11 protein-coding genes are annotated in these 19,109 nt (G+C 49.9%); 8 read left to right on the top strand and 3 right to left on the bottom strand.

What is annotated here, in order from left to right:
- Nucleotides 1-30: 30 nt before the first annotated feature.
- A complete protein-coding gene (gene ubiE, locus FCL45_RS18370; RefSeq protein WP_228721361.1) occupies nucleotides 31-714 on the top strand; it encodes a bifunctional demethylmenaquinone methyltransferase/2-methoxy-6-polyprenyl-1,4-benzoquinol methylase UbiE in 684 nt (227 codons plus the stop codon).
- On the top strand, nucleotides 711-2,654 hold the full coding sequence (locus FCL45_RS18365) for an AMP-dependent synthetase/ligase (protein ID WP_136798530.1): 1,944 nt from the start codon (nucleotides 711-713) through the stop codon (nucleotides 2,652-2,654). The genes ubiE and FCL45_RS18365 overlap by 4 nt, the downstream gene beginning before the upstream one ends.
- A gap of 70 nt (nucleotides 2,655-2,724) precedes the next feature.
- Here the strand turns inward: FCL45_RS18365 and FCL45_RS18360 are convergent, their stop codons facing one another.
- Nucleotides 2,725-3,036, bottom strand: a complete 312-nt coding sequence (locus FCL45_RS18360) for a DUF1820 family protein (RefSeq protein ID WP_136798529.1) — start codon at nucleotides 3,034-3,036, stop codon at nucleotides 2,725-2,727.
- Between the two features lie 96 nt (nucleotides 3,037-3,132).
- Complete coding sequence (locus FCL45_RS24405) at nucleotides 3,133-3,861, bottom strand: MOSC domain-containing protein (protein ID WP_217907603.1); 729 nt, start codon at nucleotides 3,859-3,861, stop codon at nucleotides 3,133-3,135.
- Nucleotides 3,862-4,183: 322 nt separating this feature from the next.
- Here FCL45_RS24405 and FCL45_RS18350 point away from each other — a divergent pair, with 322 nt between their 5' ends.
- Nucleotides 4,184-4,678 (top strand): universal stress protein, encoded by a 495-nt coding sequence (locus tag FCL45_RS18350; RefSeq protein ID WP_136798528.1) that lies wholly within the window; start codon nucleotides 4,184-4,186, stop codon nucleotides 4,676-4,678.
- Between the two features lie 112 nt (nucleotides 4,679-4,790).
- Here the strand turns inward: FCL45_RS18350 and FCL45_RS18345 are convergent, their stop codons facing one another.
- Nucleotides 4,791-5,843: a type 2 periplasmic-binding domain-containing protein gene (locus FCL45_RS18345; protein WP_136798527.1), complete on the bottom strand. Its 1,053-nt coding sequence runs from the start codon at nucleotides 5,841-5,843 to the stop codon at nucleotides 4,791-4,793.
- On the opposite strand from FCL45_RS18345, the gene FCL45_RS18340 reads away from it, so the two are divergent.
- From FCL45_RS18340 to FCL45_RS18320, 5 genes are all read left to right on the top strand, one after another.
- The gene (locus tag FCL45_RS18340) at nucleotides 5,844-6,134 is read left to right on the top strand and encodes a hypothetical protein (protein WP_136798526.1); all 291 of its coding nucleotides are present in this window, start codon (nucleotides 5,844-5,846) and stop codon (nucleotides 6,132-6,134) included.
- Nucleotides 6,135-6,345: 211 nt separating this feature from the next.
- Entirely contained in the window at nucleotides 6,346-9,531 is a 3,186-nt protein-coding gene (gene recC / locus FCL45_RS18335) for an exodeoxyribonuclease V subunit gamma (RefSeq protein WP_136798525.1), read from the top strand.
- On the top strand, nucleotides 9,524-13,102 hold the full coding sequence (gene recB, locus FCL45_RS18330) for an exodeoxyribonuclease V subunit beta (RefSeq protein WP_167495824.1): 3,579 nt from the start codon (nucleotides 9,524-9,526) through the stop codon (nucleotides 13,100-13,102). Before recC ends, recB begins: the two co-directional genes overlap by 8 nt.
- Entirely contained in the window at nucleotides 13,089-14,804 is a 1,716-nt protein-coding gene (gene recD / locus FCL45_RS18325; protein WP_136798523.1) for an exodeoxyribonuclease V subunit alpha, read from the top strand. The genes recB and recD overlap by 14 nt, the downstream gene beginning before the upstream one ends.
- Nucleotides 14,805-15,169: 365 nt before the next feature.
- Nucleotides 15,170-18,814, top strand: a complete 3,645-nt coding sequence (locus tag FCL45_RS18320; protein ID WP_136798522.1) for a DUF3683 domain-containing protein — start codon at nucleotides 15,170-15,172, stop codon at nucleotides 18,812-18,814.
- Nucleotides 18,815-19,109 lie beyond the last annotated feature (295 nt).

The raw sequence follows: 19,109 nt of genomic DNA, 5'->3' as shown, positions 1-19,109 counted from the left end.
AGCAGAGTAAGGCAAGGGAGGAAGCGCGTTTTGAGTAAGGGGCCGGGTGTACAGAAAATGTTTGACGCCATAGCCGGTAGGTATGACCTGATGAACAGGGTCATGACTATGGGGCAAGACCAGAAGTGGCGTCGGTTTGTGGTGGACAAAGCGGGTGACCCTGGCAATGGCTGGGTTCTTGATCTTGCCACCGGAACCGGAGATATCGCGGCTCTCAGCAGGGAATCGTACCAGGACGCCAAGGTGATTGGCGCAGATTTCTCCCAGAACATGCTGTATGAGGCAAAAAAACGTTTTTCTGATCTTGATATCGACTGGCAGGTCTCGGATGCTAATAATTTACCTTATGAGGATAATGTTTTTGAGTCAGTAACTTTTGGCTATTTACTCAGAAATGTCGATAATGCCGTAAATGTGCTCAAGGAAGTAAACCGGGTTTTAAAGCCGGGTGGCAGAGTTGTGTGTCTTGACACAACACCGCCAAATAAAAATTTGCTTTATCCCTTTATTCGCATGTATTTTGCCGTTGGTATCCCACTTCTCGGCAAAATGATTGCCAATGATGAAGCAGCGTACGCCTATCTGACCGGTTCAACAATGGATTTTTATACAGCTGAGGGGCTGGCGGATGCTTTTGTTGAGGCAGGATTTACAAAGGTTGGCTACAAAAAATTTATGTTGGGTACTATCGGTGTACATTGGGGAATAAAATGAACGATACCGTGAATAACGAAATTATCACCTACCAGGATCAGGAAGAACCCCGTGTGCTGAAGACTATTTTTGATCTGTTGCTTGACAGTACCAACCGCTATAAAGAAAATATCGCCTACACCTATCGTAACGGCAAAGAAGAGCATCATGTCAGTTATTCGAAGTTGTTTGAAGACGTGTTACTCCTTTCCCGGGCGTTCAAGCAGAGAGGGATCTCTAAAGGGCAGAAAGTTATGCTGCTCTCCGATAATCGTTATGCCTGGATTGTAACCGATCTTGCCATAATGAGCCTTGGTGCGGTCAATGTCCCCAGGGGCGCGGATACACCGTCTCAGGAACTCGAATATATTATCTCCCACTCTGATGCCACCCATCTGGTTATCGAGACTCCCGAGTTACTTGAATATCATCACGAATACATCAAAGGGATGAAAAACCTGAAGAATATCCTTGTGATGACAGGTCCTTCCCTGCACAGCCTCTTTAATCACACCTACTCTTACACCGATTTATTGACAGATCGAACCTACACCCAGAAGGATGTCGATAAATTTATCGCCCGGGGAGAAAAGATACATGAAGATGACCTGCTCACCCTGATTTACACTTCAGGCACAACAGGGCTTCCGAAAGGTGTACAACTCTCACATGCCAATATTATGCATAATGTTCGGGTTATTCCGGGCCTGATCAAGTTAACCGAAGAAGACACCTGGCTTTCGATTTTGCCGACCTGGCACATTTTCGAACGTACTGCGGAATACGTAGCCCTCGCGGGCGGGACCACCCTGGTCTATTCCTCTGTAAAAACCTTTGCCCAGGATCTGGAACATTATAAACCGACTATGGTGGCGACTGTTCCCCGGGTCTGGGAATCTCTTTATTCCAGGGTGCAGGCTGCTATCCGTAAAAAGGGTGCCACACCCAACCGAATTTTTCGTACCCTGGTGTGGGCCTCTACGGTTTTTCGTCGAAACAAGCGTAAGCTTCTTGGCCGCTTGCCGGTATATGAGGAGAAATGGTTTGGTGCCAAGTGGTTTGAGATGGCTCTTGCTGCGTTGAAGATTGTCCTGATATTTCCACTTTATCTGCTTGCCAAGAAGAAGCTGGCTGCTGTTCAGCAACGTTTTGGCGGTAGATTGAGGCTTGCCATATCTGGTGGTGGAACCCTGGCGGGGTATCTGGAAGAATGGATCGACGCGGTTGGTGTACGCATAGTCAACGCCTACGGCATGACGGAATGCTCTCCGGCAATTGCCGGGCGTGGCCTGACCTGTCGGGTGTATGGGACTCTCGGGCCTGCAGTTCCCGAAACCGAGATACGAATTGTCTCAGAACATGGTGAGCCTGTACCCACAGGGACTGAAGGCTTGATTGAGGTACGAGGTCCCCAGGTTACCAGCGGCTATTATAATGCGGATGAAGAGAATCAACGATCTTTCACCGAAGACGGTTTCTTCAGAACCGGCGATCTGGGCAAAATGACCCTTGGCGGTGAGCTGGTTATTACCGGTCGGGCCAAGGAAATTATTGTGCTTGCCAGCGGTGAAAATATCGATCCTACCCGTATCGAGAATACTATCTCCATGTTCCCCTTCGTGCAGGATGCAATTCTGGTGGGGCAGGATAAAAAAGGACTCGGCGCGCTTGTGGTCCCCGATATGGAAGAGCTGAAAACATTTATTGAGAAAAAATACGACGATCTGAAGAAAGAGAAAGGAGAATTACTCAAAGATCGCCATGTACTCGATATGGTGAAAAAAGAGATGAATCGTCTTCTCATGCCAAAGCAGGGGTTCAAACCCTATGAGAAATTGCAGAACATCGCCTTCCTGGACAATGAGTTCAAGCTGGGAGAGGAGCTGACCAACACGCTGAAAAAGAAGCGCCACGTAATCGAGAAGAAGTATAAGAAGCTGATTAACGAGATTTTACATTAAATCAGCAATCAGTCGTTGTGGGATCTGTCACCAAAAGCCTGTCGGGATTACCCGTCAGGCTTTTTTCGTTTCAGCTTTTTCTGGAAAATCGATCGGTAATTACTTTGCCGGCAGGTGATTCGTTGTCGTCGTTTCCCTTCAGGTCGGGGTCTTCCGGGTACTCTTCAATAAGGGAAACAGACTGGAAAGGCAGCATCAACTGCCTCACCTCAGAGAAATGTTTGCGGATCTCATCGTCAGCAGGATTGATCAGGTAGCTTTTCTCTTCGGGCAGCAGAATATGCTTGATGCAGACAAAATAGGGATGGGTCAGGTCAAGGCTGGTCGCCTTCAGGGAGTATTCTTTTTCTTTCCAGGTGAAGTGAACGCGGTATACGGTCATACTTGAGTGATCCGGGGAGGTTAAATGAATGAATCTTATAGTAATTGATCATGTGCGGACAGCTTGATGTGACCGCACATGGACAGAAGCCGTGCTCTAAAGCTGCTCAAGCTCTTCGATGGACTTGCAATAGTGGAGTTCGACACTGTCAGGTATAGTTCTTCCGGCCAGCGCCAGCGCATGCTTTCCGCTCGGGTCGAATATCACGATTCTGCTCACATTCTGAGTCTCAATCAAATCCGTTAAAACAGCTTCCAGATTATCCTCTTTCTGCTTTAAGGTGTCAAAACGGATAAAGCCCGGCTGCCACTTGTTTACCAGAATCTCACCGATCTGCTCACCGAACTGTTTCTCACTGTCACGGTTGCCGATAATAGCTGCTGAACTGGAGCGCTTTTCAAGAACCTCTATCTCGTCACCAACGGAGATTTCACCACCTTGGATGACCACACCGAAAATCCCTTCACGCGGCATGACACAATCACCGGCCTGGTGGTAGATTGCGCAGGGATTGTGGCAGACTTTACCAAGCTGGGAGATAATCAGCTCAGTCCGGCCGAGACGAATATGGGTACCCACCGGGAGATTGCAGAGATCGATACCTTCTGTGGTAATGTTTTCGGCAAAGTTTCCTGCCACTACTTCAAGGCCTTTATCGCGCATGGTCTGAATGGACTCTTCAGCAAGAAAACTCACCTGCCTGTGCCATTTTCCACCATGTGCGTCGTTTTCAAGACCAAAACTTTCGATCAGCTTGACTGAATCGATATTTTTCTTTCGAACACCTTTACGATCACTGATCGAGATTGCCTTAATCCGCATCATCTCATTCCTCCAAAAAAATACAAGAATACGCTCACTGTCTGGGCGTCTGATAAATTCGAATAACCCGAACACAATATTCAGTAATGACAAATTTTCAACAGTTAACAGGTCAGTTATTGATGTGGTATGATAATTCCTTCTGGAATGGGTAATCAGGTGTGGAATAACCCCTTGATTATTCTACAGTGCTGTGAAAAAATAGAGATAATATAAGAATTAACACAATAGACCGAAACCCTAAACCGGTGCTGCAGCTGGGTGATGTCCGGCTCTATGGGATATCATTCTATAAGCAGTTGGACTGGAGCAACAGGAGGTTTGTATGAATACAATTATGGACGTTCGCCGCATTGTCACACCTATCGATTTCTCTGATAACTCAAAAATGATCGCAGAGTCGGCGGCCTATATGGCTGGAAAGTTCCAGGCCGAGATGTATCTCGTTTTTGTTGTGCAGAACTTTGAAGATTACTCGGGATTCTTTGTTCCCCAGATGAGCATGCCCAATCTGGAAAGTGAACTGGTGGAAGGTGCTGAGGATAAGATGGAGAGTTTTTGTAAAGAGCTTAAGAAAAAGTGCGACGAATATGGTGTTACAAAACTGGAAAGTCGAGTGTTCATGGGCGACGTCGCTGAACAGATTGTAGAGTTTGTGGCAGAAGTGGAAGGTGATATGATCATCATGGGAACCCATGGTTACAAAGGGCTTGAGAAGATCATGTTCGGCAGTGTGGCAGACAAAGTGGTTCGGGCAGCCCAGTGTCCGGTTTTAACCATTAATCCATATAAGTGTGGCATTGCACCTGAAAAGAAGTGAGGGCTGAAATACGTTTAGACCTCACAAAAAAGAAGGGGCTGCCCGTAATGTACGGGCAGCCCCTTTTCATATTTGTAGGCTGTTGAGCTTTCTAGTGGCCGGAAAAAGCCTGTCACTCTTTCCAGCGAACGATGCCGAGCAGCATGCCGGAATCTTTTTTCTCAGAGCCGATAAGTTCATCACATGGCCGGTCAGCGATGGTATAGAACTCAAGCTCGGTTCTGCCGGTTTGGGAGGCAGGGAAATGTGCTTCCAGTGCCTGTGACCATTCGACTGACAATTCCTGCAGGCTGGTGCTGTCTTTTTTGTGCAGGGCTTCGTTAATCTTTTGTATCAGTTCAGGGTATTGACTGCGAAAGGCGGTGGCTGCATCGCTTGCTTCTGTGCGCGCCCAGCCGATATTGGCCGGCAGCGTAAATTGTACCAGCTTCACGGGCGCGATGTTTGTTTGCTCCTGATACCTCTCCAGCATGGTATCACCAGTTTCTTCAGAATGAGTCAGCCAGATGTACCGGGAAGGGATTTCTCCTGCCCGATAAAGTTTCGACCACGCGGAAAGTCTGTTCGCTATTGTGGATGCGGTTGGCTTGGAGATGTTTTCCTTGAGTTGTTTCAGCTCATCGAAGAGAGATTCCTCGTCATCATCAAATTCGCCCTGCAGCGCCTTGAACAGACCTTGTTCATCGTCCTCCAAAACAGCCATCTGCATAGCTATCTCTTCATCCTCACGGTCAAGAATTTCCCCGATCTTTAATACCAGGCGAGCCTGCCAGAGTTCTACATCATCCTCCTGCTCAGGCTGTGCTTTAACCCCCTGACTACCCAGGAGGGAGGAAATAATTCCAAACTGACTATCGTCTATAGAACTCTTTTTTTGCGATAATGAGGCTATGGTCAGACCGCTGAGCTGGGCGGCGTAGTCATCTTTACGCTCCCTGATGTCGGAGATAAGGCGCAAGAATCGGTCACGATTTTCGCCAAGAACCACCGGAGTATGTGCTTGACAGAGACCTCGTGTTATGAATATATCTGCGGTGTCGCCGGCGGCATGTTCTTCCTCGACCGGCTGAAGCAGATGAACCTTGTCCAAAAAAAGAAAAATCGGGAACTGACTTCCGGAGTAAAGTTCTGTTCCGGGAAAATATAACGCTTCTAGTGTGCTCATATGTCAGAAATTAAGGAAAGAATTACTTTTGTATTGTCAGCAGTTCTCTACCTGCTCTTTAACCTCAGGCTGGGTAGCGATGCCATGGCGACCGCCAAGGCCACCGGCTGGCAGATATTGCAGACTGCACCGTATGTGGCAGGTATAACCTATATTGTTATTGCCCTACTGCAATATATGGCAGGCGGCAAAACAATGCCCTGGGATCGACGTTTACGTTTGTTCTTCGCCATCGGTATTATGGCAGGCCTGATCTACGGCATTTACGATTATGCAGGCGTAACGCAATAATACCATCTGTACCATAGGTGTAAACACGGAACTTGAGATTTCCCGGTATCACCAGGTTAATTCAGGCGGAGTTGTATCGGCTTGACATGTTTGTTGAATTTTCCTGTTGATTTTGAAATTTCCTGTTCAGCTAACGCTTCGGCAACCGCTTTACTCTCCAGGCTCTGCCGAGGGTTCCGCAGCGGTTTGAACTTCACAACTGTGAGCTGCTATGCTCTATCTTCACGTTTCCAACAGAACGGAAAACCTGCTTTATCACCTGGTTCAGCTGTTCGAAGTGGATCTGCGCCGGGATCTGTTTGCCCCGGAGTGTTTCCTGATCCAGAGCCAGGGGATGGAGCGTATGATCTCCCAGACCCTGGCCGATCATTTCACCAGCTTCTGTAATTTCGAATACCATCTGCCGCTCGGTTTTCTCCGCCATATTGCCGCCGGTCTCGATATGGATATCACGCCTGATGGCTATGACAGAAAATCCGTAGCCTGGCAGTTGGAAGAGATCCTTCGTGACCTCGATGGCGAGGTCTATTCTCCGCTCATCAACTATCTGCAGGGGCAGAATCTGGAATTGAAGCGCTTTCAGCTTGCCGACCAGTTATCAAATGTATTTGATCAGTACCAGCTTATGCGCCCTCAGATGATAGATTCCTGGGCCGAGCAAAGGATGGTGTCCAGCGATCCCGCCGAGCGCTGGCAGTGCGCACTGTGGAACAGGTTGGCCGCGCGTCTTGGCAATATGCCCCATCGTGGCCAGGTACTGGGCCGACTGGTGACACGTTTGCAGCAGGGGGATGATCTGAGCCATATTGTACCCCAGCGAGTGTCGGTTTTCGGTCTTTCCATAATGCCGCCGCTTTTCCTGAATTTTCTTCAGGGCCTGGCCCGTCACTCCGACGTTCATCTCTTTCTGCTTTCCCCATGCCGGGAGTACTGGGGAGATATCGAAAGTCGCCGGCAGGTACTGCTCAGGAGCCTGAAAAACGATATAAGTGCATCGAACTTTCCTATGGAAATCGAAGAAACACCGGAAAGCCATCCTCTGCTTATTTCCTTGGGACGGCAAGGCAGGGATTTTCAACGGATGCTGCTTGAGGGTGTCGATTTCGATCTCGACTTTGACAGTTATTACGACCCGCTGGAGGATGGTGAACCGTCATTGCTCAAGACGCTGCAGTCCGACCTGCTGGCGGGAGAGGTGGCTAGAAGCGATGAGGAATGGCCTGAAGATGACCACTCCATCCGTATTGTATCCAGCCATTCAAGGCTGCGTGAACTCTCCATCCTCAAAGACCATATCAAGAGCTGGCTCTATGATGATTCTGCACTCCAATTACGGGATATTGTGGTTATGGCCCCGGATATCCAGGAGTATGCAGCGCTGATTCCCTCAGTTTTTGATGATATCCAGCACTCGATTTCCGATAGAAGCCTCCGTAAGCGAAATAGTGTCTTTGCTGCATTTGATGAGTTTCTGGCTCTGTTCAAGGGACGTTTCGGTTGGGATGAGGTCATGACCCTGTTGAAAGAGCCGGTCATTGCCGAGCCTCTGCATCTTGCTCCGGCTGATCTGGAAAAGCTCCATGACTGGGTGGTGCGGGCCGGTATTCGTTGGGGGCTGTCGGCCCGGCAACGGAAAGAGATGGGGCTGCCTGAGATGGGTGAGGGGAGCTGGCAGGTCGGGCTGGAGCGGTTGCTGATGGGCTATGCCATGGACCGTGACGAGTTCGTGGCTGGTGTACTGCCTTTCACGGATATTGAAGGAAGCGGTGCCGCCTCGCTCGGTGGTCTCTGCAAATTTATCGATATCATAGAACGGGCCCAGAGAGATTTCAGTAAACGTTACACCTTAAAAGAATGGGCTGAGCTGTTTATTCACTATTGCCGTGAACTGTTCCGCGACGAGAGTGAACGTTTTATCACCAAGGAATTCCTGGAACTCCAGGAAGTACTGGCTGATCTGGCCGATGGGCCGGGGCATTTTCACAACAGTCCTGTGGATTTTGAAGTGGTACGAACCTGGTTGGATCATACTGCTCGGGAAACTCGTTCCAGTTCAGGGTTTTTGCGGGGACAGTTAACCTTCTGCTCAATGCTGCCCATGCGTTCCATTCCTTTCAAGGTGGTGTGTCTGATCGGCATGAACGATACGGTGTTCCCGACCAATGACCGCCATGCAACTTTCGATCTGCTTGCCCTTCAACATAAACCGGGTGACAGATCGCGGCGGATGGATGATCGCTACCAGTTCCTGGAGGCATTGCTCGCGGCCCGTGATCAGCTCTATATAAGCTACATCGGTCAGTCCATCAGAACCAATGAGGAGATTCCCCCCTCGGTGGTAGTATCTGAGCTGCTTGAAATTCTCGAAGATTATTATCAACGCCGGAATTTCGTTGTTCGGCACCCTCTGCATCCGTTTAGCCGTCACTACTTCTCAGGTCTGTCCGATACGCTGTTCAGTTATGATGAACGTTATCTGAAAGTGGCAGAAAATCTTCGGGGTGATCGGGTGATAAGGTCTGCCTGGTGGAGCGGGAGCCGGGATATCGAAAACGGAATGATAAACTTTGCAGATCTCCTCGTTTTCTATGCCAATCCACAGCGTTGGTTTGTTCGGAATTGCCTGAATATTCAGCTTGGAAGTGACGCGGAGACCGTGGATGAGAGTGAGCCGTTTCAGGCCGATGGACTTGAAAAGTATCTGTTGGATCAGGAGATACTCGAGGCGATATTGAACAGGGAGAGCCTGGACGACAGGTTCAATAAACTGACAACGACAGGCCGTTGGCCGCTCGGTGCCCCAGGTAACCTTGAGTTTGAAAGAAAGAGAAGTGAAATGGAGTCGTTTGCCCTGTCAATTTCAGAACTTGATATGGGAGAGAGAGCTGAGGATCTTGATATCGAACTCGATGTTAGCGGGTACCATTTACGGGGACGACTTACCAATATCTACGAGCAGGGGATATTGCTCTGCCGCTATGGAAAACTGCGTGGCAGAGATGTGTTGAAAGGCTGGTTGCATCATCTCGTTTACCGGGAGGTAACGGGCAGTTTTACCACAACCTATGTATGTGGTAGTGATGACCGCAGGGTATTGTCTGGTGGCTCAGGGCTTATGCCAAACCTTGAGCTGATGCTCGACCTGTTTGTGGCAGGCAATAAATCGCCAAGCAGGTTGCTGGTCGAGCCCGGTATCGAATGGGTGAAGAGGCTGCCTAAAGGTGAGGGTATGTTGCAGGCGGCTCTGACAGCGCTCAACAGAACCCTGGACAATGGATATGATGCAGAGCTGGCCCTGTTGTTACGCAACAGTGATCCGGCAGATTTTCTTGATTCGGAGTTCGAAGAACTCTGCCGGACAGTATTGTTACCGATTTGGAGTCAGACCGATGGTTGATCAATTTCTCGATAGTGCCAGATCGAAGCTCAATACCGGTATAAACCTGATAGAGGCCAGCGCGGGCACCGGCAAGACCTATGCCATTGGTATGCTGGTTTTACGGGCGATCACCGAACTTGAAATACCCATAGACCGGATTCTGGTGGTCACTTTCACCAAGGCCGCCACGGAGGAGTTGCGTGGCAGAATCCGGCAAAGGCTTGCCCAGGCCCGTGACCTGCTCGATGGCGGGGCAACGGCTGATGCGACCATACTGAGTTGGCTGGAAACTGTTCAGGACAGGGAGAGGGCGAAAAAGCTTCTGCAACTTGGGCTTTATGATATCGACCGGGCGGGTATCTTCACCATTCACTCTTTTTGTCAGCGTATGTTGACCGAGCAGGCCCTTGAGAGCGGTCAGCTCTTCGATGTGGAGTTGCTGGCCGACATTGATCGGATTCGTGAGCAGGTAGTGCAGGATTTCTGGCGCAACCAGGTATATCCGTTGTCACCCCGGGTGTGTGGTGTGCTCACCGATCACTACCAGACCCCGGGTCAGCTCTATAAAAGTGTCTTTGGCGTGGCATCGGGCTATGACTGCCTGGAGCCTCAGCTCATGCCTCTGGCCGATATTATTACCCGCTTCGAGACATCCTATGACGATCTGGGCCGCTGGTGGGCTGCCCATGCCGATACACTGCGACCGTTTTTTGAGAATGCGTTGGCGGACGGCAAGTTTAAGAAAAAGTTGCAGGAAGGTTTTGACGAGTGGTGGCAGCGTGCCGAATTGTTTTTCGGTGGCCAATCCTCTGTTCTCCCTAATTCATTGAACTGGCTTACCGTTGACGGCCTGAAAGGGGAATTGAACAGCAGGAAGGTGAAAAAAAATGTTCAGGATGCATTCCTGGCTGACTGGCCACTACCTGTCAGCAATCTCCCCCATGATTTTGACCAGGCTGCAACTGAACTCCTGCTCTCTTTTCGCAGCGAGCTTATCAAAACACTTGAGAGTGAACTGCGCACACGCCTGCAGGAGTTGGGCTACATGTCGTTCGACGACCTGATCAGGAGGTTGGATGAAGCGCTGGATCAGGCTGATGATCTGTTGTCTGACAAGCTTGGCGAACGCTTTAAGATGGCCTTGATTGATGAATTTCAGGATACGGATTCGGCGCAATGGCGTATTTTTTCAAGGCTGTTCGGCGATGACCAACACTATCTCTACCTGATCGGCGACCCTAAGCAGGCTATTTACCGCTTTCGTGGCGCTGATATTTACTCGTATTTCAAGGCACGAAATGAAGCCGGCGATCAATTGACTCTGCAACGCAACTATCGCTCCCATCCGCAGCTGGTTGAAGAAGTGAATCGATTGTTTTCTGCCCGCACCAGGCCTTTTGACTTTGATGAGACGCAGATGCCGTTTTATCCGGTAGAACCGGCAAAAACGGCAGATGATGGTACTTTGCTGCTTGCAGGTGAGCCACTCGGTGTGATGCACTATTGTCAGTTGGCTGAGATGGAGAGCGCTAAAGACGGACGCTGGGCTTCGGGGAAAGCGGCTCAGAAATTCCAGCAGTATGTGATTTACGAAACATGTCGTCTACTGCACCATGAGCAACCGGCTAAAGTTCGTAAAGTGCTGGATGGTAAGGTCGATGAACGGAAACTGCAGGCCCGGGATATTGCGGTGCTGGTACGAACCAACAGACAGGCAAACGAGTATCTGCAGGCTTTTGCCAGGGTCGGCGTGCCGGCGATAGTGACAAGTAAAACAGGAGTGTTTGAGACCACAGAGGCCAGAGAACTTCATAGTCTTCTGCAGGGACTGGTAGTGCCCGGTGACAGTTACCGGCTTAAAGCTGCGATGACAATTTCCTGGTTCAGCCATACCGGCAACGAGTTGCAGCGTATCTGGGAGAGCGAAACAGAGTATGATAACTGGTTCAATCGCTTTCTTGAGTACTATCAACTCTGGCAGGACAAAGGTTTTCTGTCGATGATGAACCGGTTGTTGAGCGCTGAAGATGTTTATGTGAACCTGGCCCAGGAAAGCCTGGCCGAACGTCGAATTGCCAATATCATGCATCTCATCGAGTTGGTGCAGGAAGCGGAGACGGAAGAAAAGCTCGGCCCGGATCAGACACTGCTCTGGCTCCAGGCACGGGTAGCCGGAGATCAGCGGGATGAAGACCGCGAACTGCGTCTTGAAAGTGACGAGCAGGCGGTTCGTATAGTCACCATGCACAGCGCGAAGGGGTTGCAATATCCGGTGGTGTTCTGCCCGGTGCTCTGGTATCGCTCAGGCATGATCAAGATGCAGAAGGAACTGCTCAGTTGCCACGATGAGGATCACCGTCTGGTGGTTGATATCGGTTCGGATAACTTTGAAATGCATCGTGAAAGAGCCCTTGCCGAGGAGCTGGCAGAAGATTTGCGCCTGCTGTATGTGGCGCTGACCAGGGCCGAGTTACGCTGTTATACCATGTGGGCCGATGTAAAGAGCTACGGTAAGGTAATGCAGTCTTTTGAGTCCGCGCTCGGCTACCTCTTGTTCGCAAAGCGGAGTTGCAGCTCTACCGTTCAGCAGGAATTGTTTGCCGATCTTGCCGCCAATCCCGGGGTTGAGCACAGCATTTTAGCTTGGGATACAGAGTTGCAGGCAGAATACAGTCCCGAACCGGTGGCAGCCGAGCCGCTTAAAGCGAGGGTCGCGGGTGGGCGCCTGTTTAAAACCGACTACCAGATGTCCAGTTATTCGGCCATGGCCGCCCTGAGTGAGCAGGAGGACCACGGCTCAGAAACGTCGCTGGAGTTGATAGATTTGGAGAGCCAAGAGCCGATTTTGCATCGCGGTCTGCCGGCCGGCGCCAACTTTGGTAATCTCATTCATGACAGCCTGGAGCTGATTCCCTTTGCGGAACTGGCGATACGGGACAAGTTCCCTGAATATAAGCCGGAGATTGAACGACTCTCCGGAAAATATGGCGTGGATGTACAGGCGGAGCGGGTGCAGGAGCTTCTGGCCTCGGTGGTTAAGACACCTCTCAGGGCTGAATCTTTAGCTGGTAATGACGACAGCTTCAGCCTGGCTGATCTCGATGAGAGCCGCTGCATGAAGGAGATGCCGTTCTATTTTCATATGAAAAATCTCGATACCACGCGGCTCAATACTCTTTTGGCCCATGAACCTGCCGTGGTGCCGCTGACACCACGGCAAATGCAGGGATACCTGACGGGATTTGTCGATCTGGTTTGTGAATATCGGGGCAGGTTTTACGTACTCGATTACAAAACCAACTTCCTCGGTGAACTATCCGAGGAGTATCAGGGGCAGCAGTTAACCGAAGCTATGGCCCATCACAATTATGGTCTGCAGTATTGGATTTACAGCCTGGTACTGCACAGGTTTCTTGATAACATGTTGGGTGGCTATAGTTATGAGCAGCATTTCGGAGGGGTGATGTATCTCTTTGTGCGTGGAATGAATCCGTCGTTTCCAGCGAGTGGGGTTTATAGCGATATGCCCGATTATGAAATACTCAGGCAGCTCGATCTGGCCATAGGGGGAAGGGATGAAATCTGCTGATGAAACCGTGGCATTACCGGCCAGAGAGAAACAGCCGCGACTGCTCGATCTACACTTCGCACGTTTTATGGCTAAACGATCCGGCCTGGTGGGTAAGGAAAAAGAGTCTTTTGAAACTCTGATACAGCAACTTTCGCTGGCCATGGAGAGCGGTCACAGCTGTATTCAGGTGAGTGGAGAAGAGGTTGATCTACTCTGTAGCTCACCTCTGGTTTCAGCCACCTCCGATACTCCTCTGGTTTTGCGGGGTGAACGATTATATCTGCAGCGCTATTTTCAGTATGAGCGCAGACTGGCATCTCAGCTGAAAGCATTTTCCAGCGTAAGCGATAGTGAATTTCAACTTTCAGCCGAGGATCTTCAGGTACTGCTGGATCGGGTTTTCGGGGTGGAAGGGACTGAGCCTGATTACCAGCGCAGAGCAGCTGAAGTAGCCCTGAAAAAGTCGCTCTGCATAATATCCGGGGGACCCGGTACCGGGAAAACCACCACGGTGGTAAAAATTATCGGCTTGCTGCTGGAGGTCTTTGGACTGGAAATACGGATAGCTCTTGCCGCTCCCACCGGTAAAGCCGCAATGCGTCTGCAGGAGTCCATTGGCAACAGCCTGCAGGGGATCAGTTTCGGGGAAGAGATAATTGAGCGAATTCCGACGACTGCATCAACTCTTCACCGGTTACTGGGAGTTAGAAAGAACTCTCCCGGTTTCAGGCATAATAGAGATAACCCTTTGCGCTGGGATATCGTGGTAGTTGACGAAGCCTCGATGATCGATCTGGCAATGATGAGCAAGCTGGTGGACGCTCTGTCGTCGGGCGCACGTCTTATTCTACTTGGCGATAAAGACCAGCTAGCCTCCGTTGAGTCGGGAGCAGTACTCAATGACTGCATTAGAAGCCTGCCGGACAATACCGGTGAGCTGAAGAAAAGTTATCGATTCGATGCGGGAATAAAGAGTCTGGCCGAGGCCATTAATTCTGGAGACGGGGAACAGGCATGGCAGCTTCTGGTCGGTGATGATTTTGGCAATGTCACTCTGCTGCGGAATTCGTATTTTCGTTTTGTCGGTGCCAGGTATCTCGTCTATATGGAGAAGGTGCGAAGTGTCGCTCAGCAAATGACACATCGTGGTGTTGCTGAGGTTTTTGCTGTATTTTCAAGATTTCAGGTCCTTTGTGCCGGTCGTCACGGTGCCCGTGGAGTGCAGGGGATTAATGCCGGTGTGGAAAAGATTCTGAAAACAAATGGATACGAGGTCGATCAATCTCCATGGTATCTGGGCAGACCGGTAATGATCACCGCAAATGACTATAATCTCGGGCTGTTTAATGGTGATATTGGTATATGTTTACCGGATATTGCTGCGGATGGCGACGGAGCCATGAAAGTGTGGTTTGAAAAGCCGGATGGCTCAGTGAAAAAATACCCTCCTTACAGAATACCGAGGTGTGAGACTGTATTCGGTATGACCATTCATAAAAGTCAGGGGTCGGAATTTTCGGAAGTACTGATCATGCTGCCCGAAGAAGAGGGACCTCTGCTCAACCGCCAACTGGTCTATACTGGTGTTACTCGGGCAAAAGAATTTGCACATATAGTAGCATCTAAAAAGATTTTAGTGTATGCTCTCCAGTTCGATTATCCAAGATACAGTGGGTTGTCAGATATGCTGCTCGCTGGAGATACCGAAAAAAGGCAGTGATTGTACGGAGTCCGTAGGGTGTTGTCCCAATGCCCTCGTAAGGCTCGTCGCAAATGACGACGAGTATCCCGAAGCAGTTCAGTCGGGCGTTTCGCTCCAAATCCCGCGTTTAAGACCTTTGAAATGTTAAATTTTCTGGTCTGTCGTAACTGATTTTTTTGTCAGTACGACGGCTGAGGCACCAGTGTTTTTTGTAAAACAGGGACTGCGGAATTCGTAATTTGAGGCTGTTGTCTGATCTGGTCGCTGCTGTTTTTAAAGGAATGTAGAGCTGTACCCCATAGGAAATTACAGAAAACGTAAAATGATGACCAGAAGCTTGCTCATCTCTGAAGAAATCCTTGAAAGAAAAGGCGGACACAACGATGCAGAAAGAAGATTATCGGGAAATTCCCTATAACTTTACCTCGGCCGATGATCGGCTCATCATCAACCACCTGTTCGGGCAGGAGGTTTGGGAGGACTTACAGGAATTGCGCAGCCAGCGTATTACCGGTCGGTCTGCCCGTCTGGTGATGCGTTTCATGGGAGACCTTTTTATTCTCCGCAGAAACCCCTTTTTGTATCAGGAACTCATCGATTCGTCGTCCCGTCGTCAGCAATTCTTTGATACCGCAGAAGAGGATCTCTCTCTTATCGAAAAAGCTGCAGGTTCCTGGCAGGGTGATTCCGAAGGTTCCGGCAAGGTCCTCAGCCTGGTTCGTATCTGCCGTGAGCGATTAGAGCAGATGAAGACCGAGATCAGCGGTGCCGCTGCACATCGTGCGCAGATTCTAAAAAAACTTACACCAATTCTCGGCAAAGATAACGTCTGGTTCGATCCGTTCACGCTGATCGGTCATGCAACTGATGCAACTGACTGGCGTCTTTATCTGCCGGTGGCCGTGGTCCGTCCTTCCCGTGAGAGTCAGGTCGTACCGCTGATGACCGCCATAGCATCACTTGGTCTGCATGTTATCCCCCGTGGTGGCGGTACAGGTCTTACCGGTGGTTGTGTGCCGGTGGCAAGCGGCTGTGTCATCATTAATACCGAAAAACTGACTAAGATTTATCCCATCGAGTACCGCGAGTTCGCCCATCTTGAAGAAGAGGAGAAGAACGTTCCGGTAATCAAGGTGGAAGCCGGTGTGGTCACCTCGGATGCGATGGCTCATGCCAAGGCTTCCGAACTTGTTTTTGCAACAGACCCGACAAGCTCATGGGCATCAACTATCGGCGGCAACATCGCAGAGAATGCCGGTGGCAAAACCGCAGTTCTCTGGGGAACCGCCATTGATAACCTGCTCTCGTTTAAAATTGCAATGCCGGGCAGTGGGCTTTTGACAGTAACTCGCCTGAATCACCCGATGCGCAAAATTCTGCCGGGTGACATAGTCAGCTATGAAATTACCGATGCCAGAGGGCAGGTGCAGAAAACCATCGAATTGGCCGCCGAAGATATCCGCAAGAAAGGTCTGTGGAAGGATATCACCAACAAGGTACTGGGCGGCGTTCCCGGTTTGCAGAAAGAGGGTGTGGATGGTGTCATCACCTCCGCGGAGTTCGTCCTCTACACTGCCTATGAACGCAAGATCACCTACTGTCTGGAATTTTACGGAGAAGATATGGACGAGGCCAGCCGGGTCATTGTCGAGATCTCCGATGAGTTTAAAAATGAGGGTGAAGAAGCCCTGATCGCCCTGGAGCACTTTGATGAAGAGTACATCAACGCTATCCAGTACAAATTCAAGGCGGCCCGTAGCGAACATCCGAAAGCGGTACTGCTGATCGATATGGTTGGTCATAACAGAGACCAGATCGAGAGCGGCAAGTCCCGTTTGATAAAACTGCTTGAAAATTATGGTAACACCGAGCTGTTTATTGCCCAGGATGCTGATGAGGCCGCCCGTTTCTGGCGTGATCGCAAGCGATTGGGTGCAATTGCCGCCCGTACCAACGCTTTTAAGCTGAATGAAGATATCGTCCTGCCTCTGGCGGCACTGGCGGAGTTTACGCGTTTTGTCGATGAGCACAATATCAACGAGGATATCTATAATAAGCAGCAGTTTATTCACAAGGTGATGGGGTACCTTCGTCAGGCTGAGCCGATCGAGGACCCGGACTGGCTGGAGGCCAAAATTCCAAAGGCGCTTGAACTTTGTGAAGATACCCTGTCCAAGCTCGAACTGCGAACCACAGAGTCTGTTCGGCACGAGGCGTATATAAAGCAGCTGATGAAAGATCTCCTGGAGCTCTTTTCCGGCTATGCCAAGGTGTCTCAACGCATTGAAGACATTTATAAACACGTTCGGTCGCGCAGAATTGTTATCGCCACCCATATGCACGCCGGTGATGGTAACAACCATGTGAATATCCCGGTCTTCTCCAATGACCGTGAGATGATGAAACGTGCTGATAAAACCGCCGAGGCTGTAATGGCCAAAGCGGTAGAGCTCGATGGCGTTGTCAGTGGTGAGCATGGCATCGGTATCACCAAGATGAAGTTCATGGAGGAGGAACGTCGCCAGGAACTTATCAAATACCGCCAGGAAGTGGATCCGAAAGGCCTGATGAGCCCGGGTATGCTGACGGACCCTGAGATAATTGAAAAGGTATTCACACCTTCTTTCAACCTGCTCGAGCTTGAAGCGAGGATTCTGCAACATGGCTCGCTTGAAACCCTTGCTGCCAAGATTTCCAAATGTGTCCGTTGCGGAAAGTGCATGGTGGGATGCTGTGTCTATTATCCCGGTTCCAATATCTTCATGCATCCACGCAATAAAAACATGGTGATTGGCTCCCTGATCGAGGCTCTGCTCTATGATATTCAGCGTTCCCATCAGCCGCGTTTCACCCAGATGAAGAACCTGGAAGAGATTGCCGATCATTGTACCATGTGCGGTAAATGTCTCAGCCCGTGCCCGGTGAATATCGATACTGCTGAAGTGAGTGTCCTTGAACGAGAAATCCTGAGTGATCTCGGGTATAAACATACCGCGCCCGCTACCAGGTTGTCCCTTACATTTCTTAAAAATCGTAACAAAACCTTTAACTCTGTATTCCGAAAAGGTGTTCTGGAGTGGGGTAGTGCAGCCCAGCAGATTGGAGTGAAAGCGCTGAAGATGGCGCCAGTCAAGTTACAGGAGAAGGACTGGCAGTATGTCACCATGCTCAAATCACCCATGATGCCCGCACCCGGAAAGGACCTCTGGGCTAACCTGCCTGAATGTTCTGCCAACGAGGCGCTGATGCTGCTACCGGAAGGGAAGCCGGTTAAAACCGTGTTCTACTTTCCTGGCTGTGGTTCTGAACGTCTCTACTCAGATATCTCAATGGCTGCGATCTATGTGATGCTGAAGAGCAATATCAGGGTTATCCTGCCGCCACCGTACCTCTGTTGTGGTTTCCCTGCCCAGGTGAATGCCAAGAAGGAAATGCATGACGAGATCACCCTTAGAAATTCGATTATTCTCAGCCAGATTCGTGAGATGCTGGGCTATATCGTATTTGATAAGTTTGTGGTGAGTTGCGGTACCTGTCGCGAGTCTCTTCATGAAATCGGTGCAGAAGAGATCTTCGGCTGCGGGGTAGAGGATGTGAGCAGCTTTGTCCTGGAGAACAGTGCTCTGAACTTCTCTGAGCGTAAGATGAAAACGGTGCTTTATCACGCTCCGTGTCATGATTCTTTTGATGGTGAGGGGGTAATGCTGGCACGACAGATTGCGGAGGAAGTTCGTCCTGTGGCAAATTGCTGTTCCGAAGCCGGAACGCTTGCTATCTCCCGGCCTGACATCAGCTTTAAGATGATGCAGAGAAAGCGTGAATCCATCGAAGAGGCGAAAAAAGGTGTTTACGGTGAACCCACTATCGTGACGAATTGTCCTTCCTGTATTTCAGGGCTTGGACGCAACCGTGATCTTGGTGTTAAGCCTCAGCACATGGCAGTTATCCTTGCCAAGTCCCTTGGCGGAGAAGCCTGGGCAATCGATTTTGACAAGCTGGTGGCCAAAACAGAGAAAGTGACGTTTTAATCCTGTCTTATATATTATAATCAAGATAGTTGTTGTCGTATTACAAGGCAGCATCTCCAGCATATGGAGATGCTGCCTTTTTTTTCGGCCGGCGCGGCTGAAAGTAAACTCGCGCTATGGAGAAAAATGCACGTGAAATGAGTCTCTCCAGCAGTCAGCTTCAGATTTTTCTGAAATTGCTACTTTGGGACTTGAAATTACATAGAAAAATCGGTAGCTGCAGTGCTTGACAAAAAGGTTTCCAGATCACAATGTGGTAGTTGTAACGTTCGGCAAGCGTTGACAAAATGTCGAA

The organism is Desulfosediminicola ganghwensis (genome assembly GCF_005116675.2).
GTDB lineage: Bacteria > Desulfobacterota > Desulfobulbia > Desulfobulbales > Desulfocapsaceae > Desulfopila > Desulfopila ganghwensis.
This window is presented reverse-complemented; position numbering and strand designations above follow the sequence as displayed.